The following is a 23,902-nucleotide window of genomic DNA, read 5'->3' as shown; positions in this document are numbered from 1 at the left end:
AGCACTGTGGTGGTTTCACGTTCAGAAAACACTGCCCCGTTTATATGATGATAGCCCCTGTAGCTTCCACTGCGGATTGCGTTCAGGTGAGACGATGTCCGGAGACAACCTCCGTCGCGTGACGACGGGCAAGATGCAGGGCCAGAACGCCGATGAGCGAGTGACCCCTCTCGGCGAGACAGAGCGCCCGGAATCGCATGACCCACCCAGTCGTGACGCCATCACGGAGTCGTTGGACCCGGTCATTGACGACGTCGTCGACGGCGAGACCGCAGTCGATGACGGCCTGGTCACACAGAGTTTGGAAGAGATCCTACTGGCGATGATCGCAGTCGCCGATGGTGGCACCCACGGGACCGGACTGATGGAGGAACTGGAAGCCCAGTTCGGTGCCGAACTGAGTCCGGGGACAGTGTACCCCCGGCTACACGAGTTAGAAGCGGATGGCACGCTCCAGATGCACGAACTCGTCCAGACGAAACAGTACGGAATCGCGGACGATGCGGCTGCGAAAGAGCAGATCGCAACGTCCGCGTCCCAACATCTCGCGCTCGGGCTGTTCCTCCACGCGTCGCTCGATGCGCTGTAACCACCACAAACCGGTCAGTCCGCCGACACACGACCCCCCAATCGTCGGCTACGAACCGGTCGGCCCGCCGACACACCACCCCCCAACCGTCGGCTGGCCACACAAAGACTCCCCACTTCCTTTCTGCGCAACGTGATACAGTCCCGACTGCCTGAGCCGTTGCTGTCCCGACACGAGACGTAGCGAGGCACATCCTGGCAGAGAGCGAACTGTCGGTTTGCGGGTCAGTACCGCCGCTATCGGATGCAGTGTGGAAAGCCGAGAAAGTGGAGTATCCTTACCGTACCGGTGTCCAGCCACACACCGAGCACTGTGCCGCTGTCGACTCGTGAAGGCCGCCGCAATCAGGGCACTGCTTCTTGTTATAGCTCTCTTCCCAACCACTCTGGTCCACGTCGTGGCCACGCTGGGAGAGGAACTCGTCGAACATATCGTCACTACTCGGTGCGGACGCCATACATGCTATGGTATATCACATCAGTATATAGGTTTAATGGTATTGTGAAACATTGCCATAAGTAACGACGCACCACGCGCAACGAGACGGTCAGTCACAGCGAGCCGTGCCACTCAGGAGCCGTACAACCAGAAGACAACATCAGATGAGCAGTCGTTCAGACGGTGCGCTGGCCCGGTTGTCTCCGATACCACCCGTTAGCTGTCGGTCGCAACCGGGTGGGTGTAATCAACAGTGATGCGGGCGCTTGCGATGAGCGCGTTCGCGATGGCCTCTGACGCCTGTTCCTGCTCTGTCCCACCCTCGATGGAAAGCATTTCGTCGAGAGCGAACACCTGAAACCGGTGTTCGTACGGCTGGCCGGCCGGCGGACACGGCGGTTCGTACCCCGGCTCGTTGGGGGGCTGTGTTCCCTGTCGAGCGCCGCCGAGCGCGTCGAGGGTCGGCTCGCGAGGGAGGCCGGCCGGAATCCGGTCCGTCTCTGGCGGGACGTTCCACAGCGTCCAGAACACCGGCTGGCTAAACACGCCGCCGTCGTACTCGGCTGTGACAGCGAGCGCTGCCGTCGGCTCCGGGACGCGCTCGATGACGAACGGTGGCGAAACGCCGTCGCCGTCACAGGTGAACCGGGCCGGAAGCTCGTCCCCGGAACTGAACGCGGGGCTCGACACTTCGAAAGCCGGTGTCGTGTCGTCCGACTGCCCGGTACAGCCCGCGCTCCCGACCAGTGCTGACGCCCCGAGCGTCTGGAGGAGGTGGCGACGGCGCATACCAGAGTGGGAGGGACAGGTCGTAATCTGCCTTGTGATACCCCGCCACGTACCACACCAAATCCGGTGAAGGGACACCACTGGTCCCTATCAGGGCGAACATGTTCCCGCCCGTCGCCAGCGACTGAGAATGTCTTACCCCCTTCTTATTTTGGGATACTGGAGTTCCAACCACATGGAACTCAAACGCAAAACGATCGCGAAGGTGATCGCCGCCGCGTTCGTCTTCAACCTCGTCGTCATGGGGGCTGGCGCGTGGATCGCGTATCAGGAAGCGCCACCCATCCCGGAGCAGGTTGTCGGACCCGACGGCGAGACGCTCGTCACGGGTGAGGACATCCGCGACGGGAAGAAGGCGTTCCAGAAGAACGGGCTGATGAACCACGGGTCGATTCTCGGGAACGGCGCGTACTACGGCGCGGACTACACCGCCGACTCGCTGGAGTTGAAAACCCAGCACATGCGGACGTACTACGCCGAGGAGCGCTACGGGACCGAGTACGACTCGCTGTCGACGGCCGAACAGGCTGCCGTCGATGACGACGTGAAACAGGACCTCAGTGGGGAGTACGAGGGCGGGAACATCGAGTACTCCGCCGCAGAGCTGTACGCCCACGAGCAGGTCCGTCAGGAGTACGTCGAGCGGTACCACGAGGGCAGCCACGAACGGGGCGTCCCTGAGGGGATGATCGACTCCGAAGCCGACGCCCGACAGTTCGCCGACTTCGCCATGTGGACGGCGTGGTTCTCCCACACCGACCGACCTGGCGGCGAACACTCCTACACGAACGACTGGCCCTACGAGCCGGCCGCCGGTAACGACGCGACCGGCGCGGCGATGACCTGGAGCGTCATCGCAATGGTCCTGCTCGTCGCCGCCGCCGGTGGCGGCATCTGGCTGTACCAGTCCGTCAGCCTCCCGGAACCGTCCGCCGGCGACCTCTCGGTTCCCGAGCCGGGCGACGTGAGCATCTTCCCCAGCCAGCGGGCCGCCCTGCGGTTCATCCCGGTCGCCGCCGGGCTGTTCCTCGCGCAGGTGTTACTCGGTGGATTACTCGCCCACTTCTACATCGAACGGGCAGGGTTCTTCGGCATCGAGGAAATCTTCGGTGTCCATATCCTCCAGATTCTGCCGTTTGCGATGGCGAAGACCTGGCACATCGACCTGGGCATTCTCTGGATCGCCGCGACGTGGCTCGGTGCCGGGCTGTTCCTGCCGCCGCTGTTGACCGGCCACGAGCCCAAACGCCAGTCGACGTACATCAACGTGCTGCTCGGAGCCATCGTCGTCGTCACCGTCGGCGGCCTCGGCGGCATCTGGCTCGGGTCGCACGGCTACTTCGGCGACCTCTGGTGGCTGTTCGGCAACGAAGGGCTAGAGTACCTCGAAGTCGGGAAGGTCTGGCAGGTCGGACTGCTCGTCGGCTTCGGCCTGTGGGCCGTCCTCTCGATTCGGGGCCTGAAACCGCTGCTAGACCGAGAGCCGGTGTTCGGCCTCGCCCACATGATTCTGTACGCCGGCGGCTCGATTGCACTGCTGTTTACCGCCGGGTTCTTCTTCACCCCGGAGACCAACATCGCCGTCACGGAGTTCTGGCGCTGGTGGGTCGTCCACATGTGGGTCGAAGGGGCCTTCGAGTTCTTCATCGTCGCCATCATCGGGCTGACGCTGGTGTCGATGAACCTGCTCAGCCGCCGCAGCGCCGAGAAGGCAGTCATGCTTCAGGCCTTGCTGGTGATGAGTACGGGCGTCATCGGCGTCTCCCACCACTACTGGTGGGTCGGCATGCCCGACATGTGGGTCCCCATCGGGAGCGTGTTCTCGACGCTAGAGCTGCTCCCGCTGGTGTTCATCCTCTACGAGGCGCTGGGTCAGTACCGGGCCATGTCGGAAACTGGCGGGTTCCCCTACAAGCTCCCGTTCATGTTCATCATCGCCAGCGGGGTCTGGAACTTCGTCGGTGCCGGCGTGCTCGGGTTCTTCATCAACCTCCCGCTCATCAACTACTACGAGCACGGCACCTACCTCACGGTCGGCCACGCCCACGCCGCGATGTTCGGGGCGTTCGGCTTCCTCGCGCTGGGGATGGTCACCTACATGCTCCAGCTCGCCATCAAGCCCGGCCGCTGGGACGGCTCCTGGCTCCGGGCGGCGTTCTGGTGCTGGAACGTCGGCCTCGCACTGATGGTGTTCGTCTCTGTCCTGCCCGTGGGCTTCCTCCAGCTGGAGGCGGCGTTCACCGGGAGCTACGCCGCGGCCCGGAGCGTGGCGTTCTACAACCAGCCGCTCGTCCAGACGCTGTTCTGGGCGCGGCTCCCCGGTGACACGCTCATCATCCTCGGGACGGCCATCTACGCGGCCGACCTGATCCGCAAGCGGTTCGTCCTCCGGCGGTCCGAGGACGACCCCACGGTCGAGGACATGGCCGTCGCGGAGGGCGTCATGAGCGACGACTGAGTCCCCGCCGGGTTTCGGCTGTGGTCATCACGGCCGGAACACGGCTCGCCGACAGCAACGAGAAGAGAGTGAACCGTCGGATCTAGACGGGGAACTGCGTCGCCGTCCCGGCGACGATGACCCACGTCACGAGGACGGCGTTGATCGTCGCGCCGACCCAGACCCGACCCGTCTTCCTGAAGAAGTAGGTGCTGACGAAAGCCACGATGCTGAGCAGGGCGACGAACTGCAGCGCCAGGATTGTCAGCAGCGGGTGGCCAAGCGGCAGGGGCTGGCCGGTCAGCAGTGGGATGTACTGAACCGCCAGCAGCACGACGAACCCACCGACGACGATGAGCCAGTTCGTCGCCATCGCGCGGCGGAGCGACCGGGACTCGCCCTCGGGACGGAGCTGACCGTGCAGGAGCGCACCGAGGACGACGAAGAAGGCAAACAGCGGCAAGAGATACGAGAAGCTGATCCGGAACTGCGCCGGGGACAGGAGTTTGATGGCGAACACCCAGATGCGGAAGTCCGTCTGGAACAGGAACGCCACGACGGCTTCCAGCAGATACAGCACACCGACGGTAACGACACCGGCCAGGACCGAGACGCCGACTGTCCGCGCGCCGTCGCCCGTATCGAGGCCGTAGCTCGCCAGCGACACCGAGGGGTCGTCCGCGTTAGTCGTGTAGTGCCACACCGCGAACAGCACCGCGGTGATGACCGCGTTCCCCAGCGCCCAGACGATCACGCCGTTGTTGATCTGCTGTGGGAACAGCCAACTGAGGCCGATAATCGCCGGTGCAACGTCTTGCAACGGGAAGTACGTCACAATCGGAATCGCGGCGGCGAGCAGCGACGCCCCGTAGCGTTTCGCGCCGGTCATCCCCTTCCCGTCGGGGTACTCCCGTCGGAGCCTGTCGGTCGGTGCCCGGTCGATGAGCAGGCCGCCGACCGGGAACAGCGACAGCACGCCGCCGATGAGGGCAACAAAGGTCCCGAGCGATTTCCAGTACCAGACCTGGTTGCTCGGGTCCATCTCGTCTTCGCCTTCGAGCGTTAGCTGGAGCCACTCGATGGACGCGCCGATGGCTGCGGTCGAGAAGTGGTCGCCGGGGTGAGTGGTTGCCGGGGTGTACAGTTGCCGTGCGGTCCCGTCCTCGACACTGCCGTAGGTACGCCCCTCCTCGACGGCGCTGTCCGTGCCGAACACCGTCTGGAGTTTGTCGCTCTGCTCAACGTCGGACGCACTCGCCGTCCCCCACATCAACGGGGCGAACTCGTCGTACTCGCTGAACACGACGGCGAGGTTCCGTGGGAACGAGTCAGTACCTTCGGGGGCACGGTTCGACCCAGTCGATGACCCCTCGATGACCATCGACTCGTACCCGTCCGGATGGGCCGCGGCCGCCGTGATGACAGTCCAGCCACCCATCGAGTGGCCTTCGAGCCCGATGTTTTCGTTATCGACGTAGTCCAGCGACCGGAGATATTCGAGGCTGTCGGGGCCACCGTAGCCGTTTTTGAACGCTGGCGGGTCCGAGTAGCCGTGGCCGGTCTGGTCGATAGCGAGAACCACGAAACCTCGCCTTGCGTACTCGATAGCGAACGGCGACTGCGTCTCCTTCGAGTTGATGTAGCCGTGGACGGCTAACACCCCCGGCTGTGGGGAAGCGCTGCTCGCCTCCTCAGGGATGTACAGCGTCCCGCTCATCATCGTCCCGTTGGTCCCGGAGAACTTCACGTCGCGAACCTCGACGGAACCGGCGTCTGTTTGTACTGTCCATGCGAGCCCGCTCCCGCTGAATATCAGGAGTAGCGACACTGCAGCTACGAACCACAGTCGTCTATCATCGTTCATGATAATACCACGGACGCAGGTGAGACACTCAGTGAATTAAACTTACTGTAAACTCCAAGCCAACGGTAAAGAATTGGGAACGGCGCTGGAAACGGTGTTCTAACCCGTTGAAATGGGTGGCAGGTTCCACCCGCGTACTGGACAGTGCTCCGATTCCCACTTCATTACCAATTATTCGGCGTTATCAATAAACCGGTTTATCGGGCATCTACGGTCACAAATAGCCACTTCAGTTTCAATTACTCGCCCCATGGACGAGGTTACGCGCCGCCGAGTTCGTTGGTCCAGAGGTGTTCGATGTCAGCTTCGAGATCAGCCGTATCGAGCGCTTCGACGCCCGACAGGTGCTCGCGGGCGTCCGTGAGATGCTGCTGGACCGCGGCCACGTCGTCAACCGACTTCGCGGCACAGAGCGACACCCGTGCTCGGTTGATTTCCAGCCGCTCCCCGAGCGCCTGCGTCACCGGGATGTCGTGCTCGTCGCCGAGCTGTGCCATGCGGTCTAGCACGCTCGTCGGGACTTCCAGCTGGGCCGCGAGCTCCCGGGACGGCAGATCGACCGTGATATCGGTCGTCTCACACTCGCTCTCACCCCACGGCGCGATAACGTACTCCTGCCCCTCTGTGGACATATAACGTGGGACAGTCCGGACACTCATATTTACTCACAGGCTAACAGGAAGAATGAGGCGTATACCGGTCGGTTCGTCGGTGTTAGTCGTCGGCTTCGGCGGCCGCTGGCCGGGGAATCGTCACCTCCGTGAGCCCCGCTTCGATTTCCTCGCGTCGGCCCTCGAACTTCCCGGGCAGCACCAGCCGGCCACCGAGGTCATCAAGCGGTTCGTCGCTGTCGTACCCGGGGCCGCTCGTGGCGAGTTCGAACAGCACGCCGCCGAACTCCCGGAAGTAGACCGACCGGAACCAGTGGCGGTCGATCTGTGACGTGGGGCGCAGTCCCGCACCGCGAACGGCCTCACGCATCGACTGCTGGTCCTCGTCGGTTGGCGTCTGGAAGGCGACGTGGTGGACCGTGCCGTGGCCCTGCCGGCCGCCCTCGATAGTCGGCAACACGTCGACGTACTTCCCGACAGACCCCGTCGCGGCGTAGCGGGTCCGCTCGTCGCCGGGCGTATCGCCCTGTGCCTGCTCGGTGCCGACTTCCTCGAAGCCCATCTTCTGGAGCAGGTCCTCCGTCGGTTCGGGGTCAGCGAGCCAGAGCGTCACCGAGTGGAAGCCACGGATGGCGGCGTCTTCGGGAACGAACTCCGTCCACGGCTCGGTCGGGTCGTCGTCGGGAATCCCGACTTCGACCAGTTCGACCGGGAGCCCGTCCGGGTCGCGAAACGGGAGGACGGTCTCGCCGAACCGCTCGACACGGTCGTCGTAGTCGACGCCGTACTCGTCGAAGCGGTCCTCCCAGTAGTCGAGGCTCCCCTCGGGAACGCGGAACGCGGTGCGTGAGACCTGTCCGGAGCCGACCTTCCCCTGTGCGTGGTCCTCCCACGGGAAGAACGTCATGCTCGTCCCGGGGTTCCCCGCGGCGTCGGCGAAGAAGAAGTGGTACGTACTGGGGTCGTCCTGGTTGATCGAGCGCTTGACGAGCCTGAGCCCGAGCGTTTCGACCCAAAAGTCCATGTTCTGCTGGGGATCGCTCGCGATGCATGTGACGTGATGGATGCCCGGAGTAGGGGTGGCTTCGGTCATTGGGAGCAATACGTGCCGGAACTACTTGAGTGACTGCTGACGTGAGTGTTACCGGGGTACAGTCGGTGGAAGCTGTTGGCACTGGCGAGTCATGCGACGGACAGCAGTTATATATGACACTGGTGGGACATTCGCGTATGGCAGACGCGGACCGGACAGCGATTCTCGGCGGGACCTTCACACCGATTCACAACGGCCACCGGGCGCTCCTACACAAGGCGTTCCAGACCGCAAGCCACGACGGACGTGGCGATGGCCACGTCATCGTCGGTCTGACGAGTTCCAAGCTGGCTACAGAGACGCGTAGCGACCCGGGACACGCGGAGCAGTTGGGTGCGTACGACGACCGCCATGCCGCGCTCGATGCCGAGTTGGGCCAGTTAGGCGAGTCATACACCGCCACTTACGAGATTCTCCAATTAGAGGACACGCAAGGACCAGCCGCGACGCGGGCGGACGTGGATGCGCTCGTCGCCTCGCCGGAGGCGAAGGCACAGCGCCGCGCCTACGAACTCAATCAGCAGCGGCGGGACGCGGGGCTCCACCCGCTGGAGATCCACACGCCGCCGTTCGTCGTCGCCGAAGACGGCACGCGGATCAGCAGCACCCGGATTCGGAACGGCGAAATCGACGTACACGGCCGCCTGCTCGACGCGTCGGAGTGAGGGTGGTGTGAAAAGCGCCAGTTTCTCTGCGCGTCAGACCGTCACTCCATGGTATCCGGACCGTCCGCGTTCAGCCGTTCGGCGGCCCCCGCGACGGTCAGTGGCACGTCGTCCGTCCGGCCCTCGAACAGTCTGACGACCTGTGGCGGGCGCAGGTCACAGTTCCGCAACAGGTCAGTATCGGTCAGGATACGGCGGGTGGGCCCCCTCGCGGCAATCGTGCCGGTATCGTCGAGCAACAGGACCCGGCCCGCGACGTGTGGGACGAGTTCGGTGTCCGGCGTCGAGACGACGAGCGTGACGCCCGCGGCCGCGAGTTCGTCCAGCAGGTCGAGAATCGTCTCCCGGTTCGCGGCGTCGACGTTGCTCACCGGTTCATCGAGCAACAGTACGTCCGGTTCGACGGTGAGCGCGCTGGCGAGAGCAGCCCGGCGCTGTTCACCGCCGCTGAGCCGGAACGGCGGCTTCGACAGGAGGCCGTCGAGGTCGAGCCGGGCCGCGACTCGCTCGACGCGGCGGTCAACCTCCGCGCGCTCGCAGTCGAGTTGCGCCGGCCCGTAGGCGAGGTCTTCGCGAACGGTCGGGTTGAACAGGTAGTCCGCAGGGTTCTGCGTGAGGACGCTCAGACGGCTGCGGACGGTGTCGGCGTCGGTCGTCTCCCCGAAGTACCGGACCCGCCCGCCATCGGGGTCGACCAGCCCGCCCAGCAGTTCCAGCAGCGTCGACTTGCCAGCCCCGTTCGGGCCGAGCAGCGCTACGCGGTCGCCGCGCTCGATGGACACATCGACGCCGTCGACGGCCAGCGTTTCATCGGGGTATGCGTACCGGAGGTCAGTCGCCTCGATAGCAGTCACGCGACCACCACCACGACGGCGAGCGCGACGACCAGTCCGAAGGCGAGGTCGGCCCGCCCGAGCGGTTCCCGGGGCTGTGCCGGCGTCGAGCCAGTCCCGCCACGAGCGCGAGCGGCCCGCTGGACCCGCTCGCCGCGTTCCAGACTGCGGACGAGAAACGAGCCCACGAAGTTCCCCGAGTCGCGCCAGTTCCGGCGGAGGCTCGGCTCGGCGATGGTTCGACTCCGGCGAGCCCGGACCATGCGTTCGAGTTCGGCGAAAAAGAGGAGCAGATAGCGGTACGTGATTCCGAGCAGCGAGACGGCAATCGACGGGACCCGGAGCCGACGAAACGCCGCCAGCAGGTCGGCGAACCGAGTCGTCAACAGCAGCACGGACAGAAAGCCGACACACGCAGTCACGCGGACGGCGAATGTGAGCACGTAGTCGACGCCGGCGGCCGAGAGCGGGAGCGACCCCAGCGCGGGACCTCCCATCAGGACGGCCTGTGGCGCGACGACGACGAACGCGAACGCCGGCGGGCCGGTCAGCCGCCCCAGGAAAGTACGGATAGGTATCCGAGAAATGGCCGCAAGCACCGAAGCGAGGAGCGCGAGCGCGCTGACGACTGCCAGTGTCCGCTGTGTCACGGTAAGGGCGACGAGCGTCGCGACGCCGACGAGCTTGACCGTCGGCGTGACGGCCTGGAGAAACCCGTCCCGGTCCGGCAGGTCCTCAGCGAGCAGGAACCACTGGGCGCTGGCCGCGATGGCCGCCACGGTCCGGTCGAGCAGGTCTCTGCCGGACATCAGCTACGGCCGCTGGTCGGTATCCGCCCCGAGCAGGCGACCGATGCCGGCACCGAGGAGGAGCGTCAGCGCCGTCCCGACGACAGCCGACACGAACGTCCCGGTCGCGCCGCCGAGGCCGGGGACGCCGTAGTCCGGGAACAGCGCGGTACCGACGGCGGTGGCGTGTTCCGTCGCATCGGTCGCCTCGGCGGCGTTTTCGAGCGGTTCGGCGTAGCCGACCTGACCGGCCGCCCATCCGAACACCGGCGCGAGCAATGTCAGGACCAGCAGCGCGGCGAGGGCACGAGGTAGCCAGTCGGGAAGATCCCGGGCCATCACGCACTCACCTCCGGGGCGGCGTTCGGTCGCAGGTCGGGGCGAGCGCGGGCCAGATAGCGATAGACCGAGGCGGTGATGGCCCCCTCAATCAGTCCCAGCACGAGGTGGCCGACGCCCATTATCGACAGCGTCGTCAGCAACTGGTACTGGAACGCAGAGGAGAGGCCCAGCTGGAGGGCGGCGGTCAGCGCGCCGGCCGTAATTCCCAGCCACCCCGCGACGAAGGCAGCGCGGAATTCACCGTAAGGGACGAGCAGGCGATAGATGGCATAGCCGACGTACACCTCGACGATAGCCATGTTGAACACGTTCGCGCCAAGCACCACGAGCCCGCCATCGCCGAAGACGAGCGCCTGAATCGTGACGACAGTCGCGACACAGAGCGCGCCCAGGTGCGGACCGAGGAGAATCGCCGCGAACGCGCCCCCGACGAAGTGGGCGCTGGTGCCCCCGGGAATTGGCCAGTCAAGCATCTGTGCGGCGAAGATACTCGCCGCAACGACGCCGAGCAACGGTGCGCGCGCGTCGGATATCTCACCGTTGACGCGTTTTGCAGCGACGCTCAAAACGACGACCGCAAGCGCACCGAACAGCAACGCAAGCGGTAGATCGATATATCCGTCGGGAATGTGCATGCTACCCGGGTCTGGCCCCGGCGCGGTAATAATACTTTTTCATCGGGCAGTATTACTGCCGGCGAGTGAGTATTACCGAAGCCCGGATATCCATATGCGAGCCCCTCTCTATCGACACACATGAGTGAGGACCTCGACCGGATCAGCCTGACACTCCCCTCGTCGATGGTCGACCGACTCGACGGTATCGTCGACGACTGGGAGTACGCGAGCCGGTCGGAAGCCATTCGTGACTCGCTACGTGACTTCTTTGCGACCTACGAGTGGGAGTCCGGTGACGAAAAACACCACCACGGGACCATCGTCATCGTCCACGACCACCACGTCTCGGGCATCGCAGACGAGCTTCAGACGGTCCAACACGAGATGGCCGACATCATCACCTCCGTCCAGCACATTCATCTCTCCCACGACACCTGCATGGAGACCCTGGTCGTCGAGGGCGCGGGCGGCAATATCACGGAGCTAGCCAACCGTCTCCGGGCGATTGGTGGTGTCCAACAGGTCAAGGTCGTCGTCGTGGACGAGTGAGTTGTGGGCGTGTGAGTCGCCTTCCCCTCGAAAATATGAGACTCCGACCGCATTGCAGACCGTTCTGCCAGTGGTGGACATGGGCCCTGCCGGATTTGAACCAGCGCTCAATCGGTTATGAGCCGATCGCTTTAACCAGACTAAGCTAAGGGCCCTTCAGAATGGTGTTGATGAGTCCGCATCTTTAGCCTGTCGGGTTGGAGTGGTGGGGTTCGGAGAGACAGGTGGGTCGATACAGAGAGTTTCGTGCATCGGCTGCATATCTCACCGTCCAGCGGCCCTGAAAGCCGACAGTGACGGAGTCGCATCGTCGATTTGTGAGTGAAAGAACGACGCCACCGCCAGGGCTCGAACCTGGGACAACCTGGGTAACAACCAGGTGCTCTACCAACTGAGCTACGGCGGCGCGAACGCATCCAATCATTGCCAGAGTTGGTAATTAGGGCTTTCGTTTCCAGTCGGCATCGACACGCTTTCACGCACTTGTGCGCAAGCGGCGGTATGAGCGATGAGTTCGACGCCGTCGTCGAGGAGATGCGAGCACGGGCCTCGCCAACCGACGACGAGCGAGCGCAGTTACAGCGGGTCGCCGACGCGGTGATGGCCGACGCCGAAGCAGCCATCGCGGACCTGCCGGTCGCTGCGGAGGTAGTGCAAGTCGGATCGACGGCCCGCGGAACGTGGACCGCCGGCGACCGAGACGTGGACGTGTTCGTCTGTTTTCCACCGTCACTCGACCGCGAAGCGCTGGAGGAATACGGGCTGACGGTCGGGCACGAAGTCCTCCCCGATGGGCGCGAGGAGTACGCCGAACACCCCTACGTCGTCGGCGAGCGCGAGGGGTACGCCGTGGATCTGGTGCCCTGCTACGCGGTCGAGGACGCCACCGAGATCCAGTCCGCGGTCGACCGGACGCCGTTTCACACCAGATATCTGCAGGAGCGACTGGACGACGACGGCGCGGGCGAGGTGCGGGTGGCAAAGCAGTTCCTGAAGGGCATCGGTGTCTACGGGAGCGACCTCCGAACACGCGGGTTCTCGGGCTATCTGACGGAGCTGCTGGTACTCGAGTACGGCGGCTTCCGGGCGTTCGTCGAGGCAGTCGCGGACTGGTACCCGCCGGTTCGGCTGGACCCCGAGGACCACGGGAGCGAGACGTTCGACGACCCGCTGGTCGTCATCGACCCGACGGACCCGGAGCGCAACGTCGCGGCGGTGCTGTCCGCCACGAACGTCGCCAGGCTCCAGCACTACGCCCGGGACCTGCTCGCCGAACCACGGGCCTCGCTGTTCACCGAGGACGACCCTGAGCCGTTCGCAGCACCAGACATCGAAGCCGCTGTGTCACAGCGGGAAACGACGCCGATGGCGCTCCGCTTCGTCGCCCCGGACGTGGTCGACGACCAGCTCTGGCCCCAGCTCCGGAAATCCCTCGATGGGCTCTGCAGCGAACTCGACCGACTGGGGTTCGAGGTCCTGCGGTCGGCCGCGTTCGTCGAGGACGGCAGCGGAGACGACGGGGGCCGAGCCGTCGACAGTGCGAGAGCTACCGCCGGCGGCGACAGCGGATCACCAGCACAGCGGGACGCCGTCCTGCTGCTCGAATTTGCCGTCGCCGAGCGGCCGGCCGTCGAGCGCCACGAAGGGCCGCCGGTCCACGTCCGCGAGCACGCGAGCGGGTTCTTCGAGAAGTACGACGACGACCCCGAGGTGGCCGGCCCCTTCATCGACGGCGACCGCTACGTCGTCGAGCGGCCACGCGCGATCACCACAGCTACCGGGTTCCTGTTGAGCGATGCTGTCTTCGACGTGGGGCTGGGGCCACGGATCGAGTCGGCACTGGAGGACGGCTACGAGGTACTGGTCGGCACAGAGATTACAGCGCTTGCCGACGGTTTCGGCGTCGATCTGGCGGACTACTTCGAGCCGAAGCCCTGATCGGCGAGGTCATCGAGAACGTCGCGGGCGTCGTCGCTGACGTCGTCGTCCGGTTCCATCGGCTGGTAGCCGTCAAAGACTTCGTGAACGGTCGTAACCGAGTCTGAGAGGGTATCAAGTCCGTACCCGCCCTCGAGGATGATTCCAAGCGCCGCGTCACAGGCGTCTGTGAGCGAGCGCATGCGGTCCGTCATTGCGCCGTACCCTTCCGTCGAGACGCGCATCCGTGAAATCGGGTCGTGTTCGTGCGCGTCGAAGCCGGCGCTGATGAGCAACAGGTCGGGGTCGTAGTCCTCGATGGCCGGCGCGATGCACTCGTCGATCGCGGCGAGGTAGTCGGCGGTGTCAGCGCCGGGCTTGTACTTGACGTTGAGGTTCGTGCCGTCGGCGTTCCCCGTGCCGGTCTCCTCAATGTCGCCAGTGCCGGGGTAGAGGCCGTCCTCGTGTATCGAGGCGTAGAACACGTCGGAACGGTCGTAGAAGATGTCCTGTGTACCGTTCCCGTGGTGGACGTCCCAGTCGAAGATGGCGACGCGCTCGGCATCGGCTTCGAGGGCCGCCTGTGCCGCGACGGCCGCGTTGTTGATGAAACAGAAGCCCATGGCGTCGTCGCCCACAGCGTGATGGCCGGGCGGTCGGCCCAGAGAGAACGGTGTGTCGCGGCCGGCGTTGCCGTCAAGCGCGGCTTCCGCCGCCCAGACAGCGAGGCCGGCCGAGGCCAGCGCGGCGTCCCACGTCTCCTCGACCGCGACGGTGTCGGCGTCCCAGTTCCCGCCGCCGTCGTCACAGAACTCGCGGAACTCCTCGATGTAGTCGGTGTCGTGGACCTCGCGCACGAGGTCGATGTCGGCGTCGTCGGCGGTGACGTACTCGACACCGTGGTTCTCCTTGAGCGCGCGCCGTATCGCTCGAAGTCTGTCGGGACTCTCCGGATGTCGCGGCCCGGTGTCGTGGTCCAGACAGACCTCGCGGTAGCCGAAGTTCATTCAGTAGTACTGTTCGAGTTCGAAGTACGTTTCGACGTCAGCTGCCTTGATCGTCCGACGGTCAGCGTGACGAGCCAACGTGGCGGCCGCGGCGGCCGTGTCGTCGGCGTACGTTTCGAGGAGCGACGCGAGGGCGACGCGGGCGTCCATTGCGACGCGGTAGTCGTCGTCGATGTCGAGCCGTGCGATGCGGTCGACCGGCGCGACGGGGAGTTCGAGGCCGTCCTTCTCCGGGACCTGCTCGATGCCGAAATCGGCCGGCATCAGCGTCTTTCGGCCGTCCGTGGTGGCCTCGGTAGCTGCTGTGACGGCAAGCGAAGCGCCGTGGTCCTGTATTCGACGAGCCAGTTCCTCCGCAGCGTCGGCACTCACCCGGAGCCCGTCCGCGTTCCGCCGAATGACCGCATCCACCGGTGCGAACGGTAGCTCGACACTCATACCCAAACCCGGGAGTGTTGCGGTCTTAAGAGTTTCCGTAGCGTCGCTCGGCGACTCAGAACACGTCCTCAGCGTGAAGCCGGTCGTCGTGGAGTTCGCCACGGACCGTTATCTCCTGCCCTAACTGCACGCGCTCGCCGGTTTCGACGCTCATCGTCTGCTCGCCGTCGTCCAGCACCACGGGGTCGCCGGTCTGGACGACGGTGCCGGTGAACTCCACCTGCTGGCCGGCGCTCTGTGCGCCACCGTCCGGCGACGTGTCGCCGGTACCAGCACTGACTGCGGCCGCCCCGTCGCCGCTGTTGTCGGTATCAGCGTCGTCCGCACCGTCACCGAAGGAGGACAGGCCAGCGTGTTCGGCGTCGGTCGTCTCGGCGCTGGCTCCCCCACCTGCGCCACCAGTCGCCAGATCCGCGCCGTCGTCGAGCACGACGACCGTAGAGTTCCAGCTCGCCGAGGCCTCCTTGTCGTCCTGCCAGCCGTCCTGGATTTCGACATCCGCCGCGAGCACTTCGTCGCCCGGCGCGATGTCCTTGTCCGCCTTGTCGCCCCACAGCGCCACGCGGATGTCGCCCGTCGCGTCCTGGATGCGGACATTTCGGACCTGTCCCTCGCTGCCGTCGTCGCGGTCGAACGTCCGCTTGGGGTCGGCCGAGCGCACGACGCCAGCAATATCGGCTGTCTCTTCGAGTTCGACCTCCGCGATTGGGTCAGCGTCGGGCTCAAAGGCCACGTCGTCATCCACTTCGTCGACGGCCCCTTGGTCGCCGACGTGGAGTTCCAGCGAGCCGTCCCGCTCCCGGACGTAGCCATCGATTATCTCCACGGCCGCCCCCGCATCGAGTTCCTCGGCGCGGTCGGCTCGGTCGTCCCACAGCGTCACCCGGATACGCCCCGTCTCATCGCCGAGCGTGAGGTTCGAGACACGGCCCTCGCTGCCGTCATCCCGGTCGAACGTCCGGATGGTGTCGGTATCAAGCACGAGCCCGCGCAGCGTCACGTCGGACTGGCCCATCGTCAGCGCGTCGATGGACGAGCCAGCGCCCGGCTCCACGTCGATTGTGGCGTCGTCGTCCGGCTCCGCCTTGTCGACGGACACCTCCAGCCCGTTGTAGCCGTCCTTCGGCCGACCCTTCACCCGGAGTACGTCGCCGACCTCCAGTTGCCCCTCGTCGATGTCGACGGCCTGGCCGTCCCAGAAGGCGAGCCTGAGGCTGCCGCTCTCGTCGGCCGCCTCGACGTTGATGACCCGGCCGTCCTCGTCCTCGTCGTCGCGTTCGAAGGTCTTCAGGTCGCCGATGGCCATCACCTTGGCGAGGAACTTCACCTCGTCCATCCCGGGTTCGATATCGGCGATGGCGTTGACCTCGTTCTCGTTGAGCTCGTGGGCCAACAGCATCGCGGCCGTCTCCTCGTCGGCGAGCCCGCCCATCTGCTCGACCTTCTCCTCGACGGCCTCGCGGAACTCCTCCTCGGGGACGTCCGTCTCTAGGTCCTCGTAAATGTCCTCTATCGCACCCATCTATCTATGGGACGCTGGGCTGGGGCGCGCTTAAGCGTTGTCGTTGGGCGAGCGAGCGGCCGTTGTCGGTCGATTTCGGTGGTCTCCCGTCCATTACTCGATGGTGGTCATGCGATGGGGTATAAACCCTCGTCCGCTGGCCCGACAGCGGGCACTGTTATGCCACCACGTTGAGAGAGTCGTGGGCAGCCGTTAGCGTGTCGCTGTTGTTACGGGGCTCTGGCCGTCGCCGGTGTCGTGAGACACAGACACCGTGCCGGGGAGCCCGTTCTCAAACGTCGCCGTCGCCCGGTAGTCGATCTCCATAATGGCTTGCGTACACACATCGCCAGCGTCCGGTTTATCCTTCGTCCCAACACTGATGCGAAGTTCATCGGCACTCGAATCGTACGTGACGTCTGTTAGGTCGGCCGTTTTGCACCCATCAGATCCCCAGATAGTGCCTTCGACGACGACTTGATCGCCGTCGAAAGCCACCGTTGCCGAACTTGTCTGTGACCCGGACTGTCGCTGGGTGACGCTGAATGTTGTCTCGTTCACACTCGGGGTTTCACTCGCGCCCTCTGTGGATGTTTCCCCGCTACCGGGCGCCCCACCAAAGCAGCCAGCGAGCGCTATCGAGCAACCGAGACCACCGTATCGTAGGAGTTGTCGCCGCTTCATATTCGCCCGAATGTAGGCCAGTTGAAAGATACTCCCGGTCGCTCAAATCAGCGTTGTAGCGAAGTGTGCCTACCCGTCGCGTGACGGCACGCGAACCGTCACCCTTTTTAGGTGCACCACCCTCTCTGGAAATGAGTCCGGATAGGGTAGTGGACTATCCTCTTGGCTTGCGGAGCCAGGGACCGGAGTTCAAATCTCCGTCCGGACGTTCATTCCATTCACGACCGGACGTGCTCCACGCTCGCGTGGAACCCCGTCCGGACGTTTCTACCGACGCAAACCGCCGAGCGACGGTAATAGGGTCTCGTTGTCGAAACTTTGCACAGATGGCGATGTGGTTTTCCGACCGCGAATACAACCCACCGTGTGCGCGACCATCTCCGTGCCGGCATCGCAGTGTACAACGAAGGTCGCTACCACGCCGCACACGACGCGTGGGAGGCGTACTGGCTGGACCTCGACGAAGGTGACGACGAGCGGTTTCTGCACGGTCTCATCCAGTTTACCGCAGTCGTCCACCACGCTAGCGAGGAGAACTGGTCGGGCGCGCAGGGATTGGCCGAGAGCGCGACGGAGTACCTCGACGGCTTGCCGGACCCGTATCACGGTGTGGCGCTAGACGAGGTCCGGTCGTTCCTCGTGGCGACAGCGGCGGACCCACACCATGCAGCGGACCCGCCGACGCTGACACACAACGGCGAAGCGATTGGCTACGGCGCACTTGGTTTCGACGCCACGGCCGTCGCCGCCGGGGTGCTGGCGGAGGCTGGCCGGTACAACGAGGCGGTCATCGCCGACGCTGTTGACCGCGCGCGAGATGAACTCGACGGCGACGGCGGCTCGCAGTTCGTCGGAATGGTGTTCTCGTTCGTGCGCGAGCGCGACCAGCGCCCCGTCGTCTACCAGCGGCTCCGGGACCACGTCGAACTGGAACAGCAGAAAGACGACGACGTGCGGGGGCTGTTCGAGTAGCTCGGGCCGCTTGACTGGCTGGTTACCCATTTAATCAACACAACGGATTTTCCGGAAATCCGCACCGACTATGCCCGTGGCGGCCCAACCGACAGACGACCGAATGAGCGACTCGATTGAACGTCCGAGTCCCACAGACGCGGAGAGAGAGGCTGCCCCGGAGAGTGCTGTTCTCGACCGAATCAGGGGCTGTGTCGAGGACGTGAGTCTGGCGTTCGACCGGTGGGACGACGCTCACGTACGGGGGCCGGGGCTGTACGTCGTCATCGAGCGCGACCCGACGACGGCGTTTTCCGACCCGATGGGGTCGAACCGGTGGCCGGTCGAGGACTGCCCGAGCGTGTTCGACCAGTCCGGGGCGCTGTTCGAGGCGGCCCAGTCGGTTGCGGTTGCGTGTGACGGCGCAGTTGTCGTCCGCAGTGACGGCACAGTCAGATCATCGATGGTTCGGCTCACGCAGTTGACTGAAGCGGAGGCGGAAACTGTCGACCAGCTCCCGTATGCTGACTGGATGGGGACACGACACATGAGTGCGCTGGAGACCTCCACTCGGGACGCCGTGTTTGCAGTGGTGACGCTGAGCGAGGAGAACGGGCGGGTCACTGTCTTTCGAGACGGGACCTACGAGGACCGGCAGCGCGGCGTGCTCGGCGAGAAGTGGTAGCGGTCCGTGGTGTGCCCGCCACGGCTCCGGTTCGGCGACCTGAGCTTCGATACGGGCGTTTTTGCTGGGTTCGTGTCCCAACCCACGCACTTATGTCAACACTCCGAATAGATTGAGACATGAAGTCCCGCCTTATCCGTGCGTGGAGTCGTGCCAAGAACGCTGCCGCTTTCGCTGCCGTCGGTGCTGGAATCGGTGGGCTGTTCAGTAAAAGTGCGGCGAGTAGTGGTGCCGCGCTCGGTGCACTCGTCGGAGCCACGATCGGCGAGAAGCGAGCGAGCGTCGGCCCCATCTCGGAGAAGATAACAGACGAAGCGAGTGGGATCGTTTCTTCGGACGAATAGAACCGGACTGGTGTCCGACAGAGCGACTGGACGATTCGAACCAGCCTGTTGCTCGGAGACGCTACCGTATTGGCGCAGACGGCAAAAGCTCACTGACGCCGGTAACGGCGCTACGGCTCCGGTTCGGCGACGCGTTCTTCGCCGTCGAAGTGCGCGGAGTTGTCCTGTGGGTCGTAGCCGAGTGCCTCTTTCGCGCGCTCGATGGAGTAGTACTTGCGGTCGTTATCGGAGATCCCGTAGACGATTTCGTACTCGTAGTCGGCCTGGAGCGCGCAGTCGTGGATGTGAGCACAGTCTCGGTAGGAGAGCCACATCGCCTGCCCGCGCTCGTAGTCTATCGGCGGGTGGCCCCGCGTGAGGTTGCCGATACGGATGTTGCAGACGGAGAGCCCGTACTGGTCGTGGTAGTAGCGGCCCAGCACCTCGCCGGTGGCTTTCGAGACGCCGTAGAGGTTGCCGGGGCGGGGGAGCTCGGTCCCGTCAAGGCGGTACTGGTCGTCCGGGCGGTACATCTCGGGCGTGCGCTCGTCCGTTTCGAAGGAGCCGACGGCGTGGTTCGAGGACGCGAAGACGAACTTCTCGACGCCCTCGTCGACGGCGGCCTCGTACATCTTCTGGGTGCCGTCGATGTTGTTTTCGAGGACGGAATCCCAGGGGGCTTCGGGCCGGGGGTCGCCGGCCAGGTGGATGACGGCGCTGACGCCGTCCATCGCCGCGGCCACGTCGCCCTCGCTGGACACGTCCCCGACGAGGTACTCGTGGTCGGGCTCCTCGGCGGGTGGGCTGTGGAACATGAGTTTCCACTCGTAGGCGTCCTCGAGGCCTTCGAGGATGGCCGCCCCGACAGCGCCGCCAGCGCCGGTGAGCAGAACCGGGTCGTCCATTCGTATGAGACGATACGTCGCACGCAATAGGTAGCTTGCGGTTCGCTTTTGTGTCGCCCAGCCGGACCGAGCGTATGGAACCCACAGCTCCGCAGGAGGCGTGTTTCGAAGCGGGCGTCAAGTTCGGGTCGTTGTATCACCAGTTCGCCGGCACCCCGATCAGCCCGGCCAGCGCCGACTCGCTCGCGGCGGCGATGGAGGAAGCCATCGAGAACCAGCCGTTCTGTGAGGCGGTCACCGTCAGCGTCCGAACAGAGGCGCTGGAAGACGCTATCGCCGAGGGCGGGGCGGACTACACCGAACTTACTGGGCGGTTCATCGACGTCGAGATGCGCATCGAATACGAGGGCGTCACGGTCGAGACAAGCATGGCGATGGAGGACGGCTACCCGCTGATGCAGGTCGACGCAGTGCAGGAGTGAATGGCCGGACGGGAGCCTGAATCACTGTCACAGGCCCGAAAATTTTACCAGAGCGGGCTGTGAGGCTTCCGATATGGCCCTCCACGCAGTCGACGATATCGACGACGCAATCGACGCGACGAAGTCGTTCCTGTTCCCGTTCGAGAAGGGAACGTGGCTCCGAATGGCGTTCGTCGTGTTCTTCATCGGTGGCGGTGGTGTCGGACTGAACAACGTCCAGTCGTTCAGCAACTTCGGCGATTTCGGCGGGAACGGCGGACCCGGCGGTCCCAGCGGCCCGGGAAGCGAGTTTCAGCTGGCCGCGCCGCTTGAAACTGTGATGTCCGTGCCCGGGAACCTCGCCTTGCAAGTCTCCGAGCCCGGCGTCCCGTCCGGCGCACCGGACGAACTACTCGCCGGGGCTGGGCTCCTTGTGCTCGCCGTCATCGGCCTGTTCATCCTGCTGGCATTCGCGTACGGCATCCTGAGTAACTTCATGGAGTTCGTGTTGACCCAGGCGCTCATCGACCGCGAGATACACGTCCGCCGGTACTTCAGCGAGCACGTCGGGAACGGAATACGGCTGTTCCTGTTTCGGCTTGTCCTCGGGGTTATCTGGCTCGGCATCGCGCTCGTGATCGGCGCGGCCGTGTTCTTCCTGGCGCTCGGTGGCGAAGCCGCAAACGTCGGTACGTCGAGCGCCCTCGCGCTATCGGGACTGTTCATCGCCGTTTTCGCGGTGCTCGCGATAAGCTACGGTATCGTCTTTGGCTTCACCACGGTGTTTGTCGTCCCGCTGATGACGGCGGACGATGACGGCGTCCTCTCCGGGTGGTCGCGGCTCTGGGGGTCGATGAAAGGCCACCCCAAGCAGTACCTCGCCTACCTGTTTTTCTCCATCGTCCTCCAGATCGGTGTCGGTATCGTCGGCGCGATTCTCGGCATCATCGCATTTATCGTCGTTCTGATCCCGTTCGGGCTCGTTGCGTTTGCGCTGTATCTCGCGCTCCAGAATTCCGTCGGCGTGGTCCTGGCCGGGGTTGTCGGGCTGCTGGGGCTGCTGGTCCTGCTCGTTATCGGTGCGCTCATACAGGTCCCGCTGACGACGTTCCTGCGGTACTACGCGATGCTCGTGCTGGGTGACATCGACGCAGACATGGACCCGATTCCCGAGGTGCGCTCGGACATCCGGGCCGAGTAGCCACAACGGCTTTTCGGTTTCAGGAATTGCCGACCGGTCACGTCCTGCGTTTTCACTTTCACTTTCAGGCGGGCTTTTAATCCCTCACCGCCCCAACGTCTCCGTATGAGTCAGTCAAGTCTGGACGACGACGAACTGTTCGGAGAGGCGGCCAATGAAATGCGCACGGACGTCGAGGAGTCGCTCGCGGAGGCTCGCGACGCGCTCCCCGAGGCCGATTCGGTCTGGGACGTGGAGGCCGACAACACGCTCGGCGTTCTGAACTCGCTCAAAACGGCACTCGACGTGGGCGACGCCGAGGACCACCTCCGCGACGCAAAGAAGTGGTACACGATGGGCGAACGCGCGGACGCCTTCGAGGACGCCGACGACCTCGCCGAGGAAATCGAAACCATCGCCGACCTCATCGACGACGTCGACGACGCCCGCGAGCAGATCGGTGACCTCACCGCGACGATCCCACAGCTCCGAAGCACGCTCGAAGAGTTCGAGGGTGAAGACGGGGCGGACGCGGAGGCGGACGGCGACGCCGATGCGGAAGCCGAAGCCTGAGCGCAAGCTAGCCACGTTCCGGCGAATGCTCACCGCGTTCTCCGCCGGTCACCAGCGCATCGCTCGCGTCGTCCAGCGACTTTTGTCCCGCAAGTCCCGGTTTCGGTGAAATTGACTGCAGAAACAGGTCCGGCCGGTGCCTGGCAACCGGTGTGACATTCTATCCAAAGCCGTATTTACGGCCGGTCGAGCGCTTAAGTGTTCGTGGAGCAACAGTTCCGGCCACGCGATATGGACGACAGACTCACACGCCGAACGTTCGTCTGTGGCGTCTCGACTGCTGTAGCGACCGGTCTCGCGGGCTGTAGCGAGGACCAGTCGGGCGGCGGCGCGGTGACACCGACCCGGACAGACGGAACCGATAGCATGGCAACGGAGCCAGCGAACGGCGGGGACACCGACACCACAGAAGCGGAGACCGGGGCGTATCGGAACGGCGTCGGACAGAACGCCAGCGTCTCCGTTGCGGTCCCAAACGATACTGCGGCCCTTACCAGTCCGTCCGTACAGTGGCGGGCAACCGCCGACGGCGTTACCATCGAAGAAGCCGGGGAAGTGACCAGCGGGGCCGGGCACTACCACATCATCGTTGACGCCGACCCTGTAACGCCGGGCGAGACAATTCCGACGGACGACGCCCACATCCACTACGGGACCGGGCAGAAAGACGGCGTGCTGGAACTAGACCCCGGCGAGCACACGCTCCACCTCCAACTGGGGGACGGCGCACACACGGCGATGGCACTGACCGACAGCGTCGACGTGACCGTCAGCGACGAGGCCAGCCTCAGTGTCGAGACGAGCGTCGACGGGAGCGTCGTTGACTGGGAGGCCAGTGTCGAGAACTACACCATCGGACCCACCAGCGACGGTATCACGTCGAATACGGGCCATCTGCACGCGATCGTCAACACCGATCCGGTGCCGACCGGCGAGGTCATCCCAAACGATGCGCGACACGTCCACTACGGCGATGGCTCGACGAGCGGGAGCCTCGACCTCGCCGAGCAACTGGGCGATGCATACGAGGCCGGCGAGCACACAGTTCACTTCCAGATCGCGTCCGCAACACACCGTGCGACGACGCTCACCGCGTCGGAGACAGTGACGACGGAGTAGCTCGCAATCTCAGACAGGTCTTCGGCCTCAGACGATAGAGTCCGGGCGCGTCGAGAAGTAGTTGAACACCGCGCCGAGACCGATGCCGTAGACGACGTGAGCGATGAGCGTCAGCACCGCGTACAGCACCAGCGTGAGTCCGGACTGGTCGGTGTAGAAAGCGAGCACGAACCCGGTCCACATCGCGCCGCCGAAGAACGCGCCGCTGACGGGATCGGACTGGCCCGGGAGGTACGCTTTCAGCGAAGCGAACAGCAGCGGCCACGGGAACATCCCGCCGCCGAGGAAGATGAAGAAGCCGAACAGTACCTCCGGGACGTAGCCGGTCAGGCCCACGAGCTCGGTGAGGATTGCGAAGTCGTCGAGACTGAACGCGCCCAGTGACTGGGCGATGAGGAAGACGACGGACATCATCGCGGTCCCGACCAGCCCGCCGGCAGCACCGACGACACCGTCGGCGAGAATCCCGGCGAGGCTATCGAACTCCTCGACCTCTGTGAGGCCGTCGTCGTTGATAGGCGGGTCCTCGACGCCGGGTGACGTGTCTTCCATGGTGTGTTGTAACATGGCAGTAGATAAAAAAGTTCCCGCACACGTTAGGCC

Annotated in this window: 27 protein-coding genes and 3 tRNA genes; 13 read left to right on the top strand and 17 right to left on the bottom strand. The window is 64.6% G+C overall.

Features of this window, described 5'->3' with window-relative positions; all coding sequences use genetic code 11:
* Positions 1–94: 94 nt before the first annotated feature.
* The gene (locus AV929_RS15700; protein ID WP_023843422.1) at positions 95–589 is read left to right on the top strand and encodes a PadR family transcriptional regulator; all 495 of its coding nucleotides are present in this window, start codon (positions 95–97) and stop codon (positions 587–589) included.
* Positions 590–866: 277 nt separating this feature from the next.
* Here AV929_RS15700 and AV929_RS15695 read toward each other — a convergent pair whose 3' ends face one another.
* Complete coding sequence (locus AV929_RS15695) at positions 867–1,046, bottom strand: HVO_0416 family zinc finger protein (RefSeq protein WP_004515335.1); 180 nt, start codon at positions 1,044–1,046, stop codon at positions 867–869.
* A 197-nt stretch (positions 1,047–1,243) separates the two neighbouring features.
* The gene (locus AV929_RS15690) at positions 1,244–1,816 is read right to left on the bottom strand and encodes a YbhB/YbcL family Raf kinase inhibitor-like protein (protein WP_014041393.1); all 573 of its coding nucleotides are present in this window, start codon (positions 1,814–1,816) and stop codon (positions 1,244–1,246) included.
* A gap of 175 nt (positions 1,817–1,991) precedes the next feature.
* Here AV929_RS15690 and AV929_RS15685 point away from each other — a divergent pair, with 175 nt between their 5' ends.
* On the top strand, positions 1,992–4,274 hold the full coding sequence (locus tag AV929_RS15685) for a nitric-oxide reductase large subunit (RefSeq protein ID WP_014041394.1): 2,283 nt from the start codon (positions 1,992–1,994) through the stop codon (positions 4,272–4,274).
* A gap of 82 nt (positions 4,275–4,356) precedes the next feature.
* On the opposite strand, the gene AV929_RS15680 is transcribed toward AV929_RS15685, so the two are convergent.
* The 3 genes from AV929_RS15680 to AV929_RS15670 all read right to left on the bottom strand — a co-directional run bounded on the left by AV929_RS15680 (position 4,357) and on the right by AV929_RS15670 (position 7,821).
* A complete protein-coding gene (locus AV929_RS15680; protein ID WP_014041395.1) occupies positions 4,357–6,117 on the bottom strand; it encodes an alpha/beta fold hydrolase in 1,761 nt (586 codons plus the stop codon).
* A 260-nt stretch (positions 6,118–6,377) separates the two neighbouring features.
* Positions 6,378–6,749 carry a hypothetical protein gene (locus tag AV929_RS15675; protein ID WP_050007460.1) on the bottom strand — a complete coding sequence of 124 codons (372 nt, stop codon included), beginning with the start codon at positions 6,747–6,749 and terminating at the stop codon, positions 6,378–6,380.
* An 82-nt stretch (positions 6,750–6,831) separates the two neighbouring features.
* Complete coding sequence (locus AV929_RS15670) at positions 6,832–7,821, bottom strand: ring-cleaving dioxygenase (protein WP_023843423.1); 990 nt, start codon at positions 7,819–7,821, stop codon at positions 6,832–6,834.
* A 137-nt stretch (positions 7,822–7,958) separates the two neighbouring features.
* Between AV929_RS15670 and AV929_RS15665 the strand changes: the two genes are divergently transcribed.
* Entirely contained in the window at positions 7,959–8,486 is a 528-nt protein-coding gene (locus AV929_RS15665) for a phosphopantetheine adenylyltransferase (protein WP_064288679.1), read from the top strand.
* A gap of 41 nt (positions 8,487–8,527) precedes the next feature.
* On the opposite strand, the gene AV929_RS15660 is transcribed toward AV929_RS15665, so the two are convergent.
* From AV929_RS15660 to AV929_RS15645, 4 genes are read right to left on the bottom strand one after another with little or no spacing between them, the layout of a single operon-like run.
* Positions 8,528–9,340: an energy-coupling factor ABC transporter ATP-binding protein gene (locus AV929_RS15660; RefSeq protein WP_064288678.1), complete on the bottom strand. Its 813-nt coding sequence runs from the start codon at positions 9,338–9,340 to the stop codon at positions 8,528–8,530.
* The gene (gene cbiQ / locus AV929_RS15655) at positions 9,337–10,128 is read right to left on the bottom strand and encodes a cobalt ECF transporter T component CbiQ (RefSeq protein WP_064288677.1); all 792 of its coding nucleotides are present in this window, start codon (positions 10,126–10,128) and stop codon (positions 9,337–9,339) included. Before cbiQ ends, AV929_RS15660 begins: the two co-directional genes overlap by 4 nt.
* A 3-nt stretch (positions 10,129–10,131) precedes the next feature.
* Positions 10,132–10,446, bottom strand: a complete 315-nt coding sequence (locus AV929_RS15650) for a PDGLE domain-containing protein (protein WP_050007459.1) — start codon at positions 10,444–10,446, stop codon at positions 10,132–10,134.
* On the bottom strand, positions 10,446–11,084 hold the full coding sequence (locus AV929_RS15645) for an energy-coupling factor ABC transporter permease (protein ID WP_064288676.1): 639 nt from the start codon (positions 11,082–11,084) through the stop codon (positions 10,446–10,448). Before AV929_RS15645 ends, AV929_RS15650 begins: the two co-directional genes overlap by 1 nt.
* Before the next feature lie 120 nt (positions 11,085–11,204).
* Between AV929_RS15645 and nikR the strand changes: the two genes are divergently transcribed.
* Positions 11,205–11,615, top strand: coding sequence for a nickel-responsive transcriptional regulator NikR (gene nikR, locus AV929_RS15640; protein WP_008307710.1), 411 nt, complete (start codon positions 11,205–11,207; stop codon positions 11,613–11,615).
* An 80-nt stretch (positions 11,616–11,695) separates the two neighbouring features.
* On the opposite strand, the gene AV929_RS15635 is transcribed toward nikR, so the two are convergent.
* Positions 11,696–11,770 (bottom strand) — tRNA-Ile (locus AV929_RS15635).
* Between the two features lie 178 nt (positions 11,771–11,948).
* Positions 11,949–12,021 (bottom strand) — tRNA-Asn (locus AV929_RS15630).
* Between the two features lie 95 nt (positions 12,022–12,116).
* On the opposite strand from AV929_RS15630, the gene cca reads away from it, so the two are divergent.
* Positions 12,117–13,553: a CCA tRNA nucleotidyltransferase gene (gene cca, locus AV929_RS15625; RefSeq protein ID WP_064288675.1), complete on the top strand. Its 1,437-nt coding sequence runs from the start codon at positions 12,117–12,119 to the stop codon at positions 13,551–13,553.
* Here cca and AV929_RS15620 read toward each other — a convergent pair.
* The 4 genes from AV929_RS15620 to AV929_RS15605 all read right to left on the bottom strand — a co-directional run bounded on the left by AV929_RS15620 (position 13,532) and on the right by AV929_RS15605 (position 17,039).
* On the bottom strand, positions 13,532–14,539 hold the full coding sequence (locus AV929_RS15620) for a histone deacetylase (RefSeq protein WP_050037129.1): 1,008 nt from the start codon (positions 14,537–14,539) through the stop codon (positions 13,532–13,534). The two genes, cca and AV929_RS15620, sit on opposite strands and share 22 nt — an antisense overlap.
* On the bottom strand, positions 14,540–14,977 hold the full coding sequence (locus AV929_RS15615; RefSeq protein WP_005537260.1) for a histone: 438 nt from the start codon (positions 14,975–14,977) through the stop codon (positions 14,540–14,542).
* Positions 14,978–15,032: 55 nt separating this feature from the next.
* The gene (locus AV929_RS15610) at positions 15,033–16,499 is read right to left on the bottom strand and encodes a single-stranded DNA binding protein (protein ID WP_014041405.1); all 1,467 of its coding nucleotides are present in this window, start codon (positions 16,497–16,499) and stop codon (positions 15,033–15,035) included.
* A 192-nt stretch (positions 16,500–16,691) separates the two neighbouring features.
* On the bottom strand, positions 16,692–17,039 hold the full coding sequence (locus AV929_RS15605) for a hypothetical protein (RefSeq protein WP_023843424.1): 348 nt from the start codon (positions 17,037–17,039) through the stop codon (positions 16,692–16,694).
* 258 nt (positions 17,040–17,297) lie between these two features.
* Between AV929_RS15605 and AV929_RS15600 the strand changes: the two genes are divergently transcribed.
* The 4 genes from AV929_RS15600 to AV929_RS15585 all read left to right on the top strand — a co-directional run bounded on the left by AV929_RS15600 (position 17,298) and on the right by AV929_RS15585 (position 19,142).
* Positions 17,298–17,370 (top strand) — tRNA-Arg (locus tag AV929_RS15600).
* A 158-nt stretch (positions 17,371–17,528) separates the two neighbouring features.
* Positions 17,529–18,134, top strand: coding sequence for a DUF309 domain-containing protein (locus AV929_RS15595; protein ID WP_064288674.1), 606 nt, complete (start codon positions 17,529–17,531; stop codon positions 18,132–18,134).
* A 103-nt stretch (positions 18,135–18,237) separates the two neighbouring features.
* Positions 18,238–18,798 carry a DNA integrity scanning protein DisA nucleotide-binding domain protein gene (locus AV929_RS15590; protein WP_196220000.1) on the top strand — a complete coding sequence of 187 codons (561 nt, stop codon included), beginning with the start codon at positions 18,238–18,240 and terminating at the stop codon, positions 18,796–18,798.
* Positions 18,799–18,917: 119 nt separating this feature from the next.
* A complete protein-coding gene (locus tag AV929_RS15585) occupies positions 18,918–19,142 on the top strand; it encodes a hypothetical protein (RefSeq protein ID WP_008307668.1) in 225 nt (74 codons plus the stop codon).
* Positions 19,143–19,252: 110 nt separating this feature from the next.
* Here AV929_RS15585 and azf read toward each other — a convergent pair whose 3' ends face one another.
* Entirely contained in the window at positions 19,253–20,026 is a 774-nt protein-coding gene (gene azf, locus AV929_RS15580; RefSeq protein ID WP_014041409.1) for an NAD-dependent glucose-6-phosphate dehydrogenase Azf, read from the bottom strand.
* 74 nt (positions 20,027–20,100) lie between these two features.
* On the opposite strand from azf, the gene AV929_RS15575 reads away from it, so the two are divergent.
* The 4 genes from AV929_RS15575 to AV929_RS15560 all read left to right on the top strand — a co-directional run bounded on the left by AV929_RS15575 (position 20,101) and on the right by AV929_RS15560 (position 23,299).
* Complete coding sequence (locus AV929_RS15575; protein ID WP_008307666.1) at positions 20,101–20,448, top strand: dihydroneopterin aldolase family protein; 348 nt, start codon at positions 20,101–20,103, stop codon at positions 20,446–20,448.
* A 73-nt stretch (positions 20,449–20,521) separates the two neighbouring features.
* Positions 20,522–21,628, top strand: a complete 1,107-nt coding sequence (locus tag AV929_RS15570) for a hypothetical protein (RefSeq protein ID WP_064288673.1) — start codon at positions 20,522–20,524, stop codon at positions 21,626–21,628.
* 105 nt (positions 21,629–21,733) lie between these two features.
* On the top strand, positions 21,734–22,180 hold the full coding sequence (locus AV929_RS15565) for a DUF5790 family protein (RefSeq protein ID WP_014041411.1): 447 nt from the start codon (positions 21,734–21,736) through the stop codon (positions 22,178–22,180).
* Between the two features lie 231 nt (positions 22,181–22,411).
* The gene (locus tag AV929_RS15560) at positions 22,412–23,299 is read left to right on the top strand and encodes a DUF4399 domain-containing protein (protein ID WP_050038250.1); all 888 of its coding nucleotides are present in this window, start codon (positions 22,412–22,414) and stop codon (positions 23,297–23,299) included.
* Positions 23,300–23,326: 27 nt separating this feature from the next.
* Here the strand turns inward: AV929_RS15560 and AV929_RS15555 are convergent, their stop codons facing one another.
* Positions 23,327–23,851 (bottom strand): DUF6789 family protein, encoded by a 525-nt coding sequence (locus tag AV929_RS15555; protein WP_014041413.1) that lies wholly within the window; start codon positions 23,849–23,851, stop codon positions 23,327–23,329.
* Positions 23,852–23,902 lie beyond the last annotated feature (51 nt).

The organism is Haloarcula sp. K1, assembly GCF_001647155.1.
Taxonomy (GTDB): Archaea; Halobacteriota; Halobacteria; order Halobacteriales; family Haloarculaceae; genus Haloarcula; species Haloarcula hispanica.
This window is presented reverse-complemented; position numbering and strand designations above follow the sequence as displayed.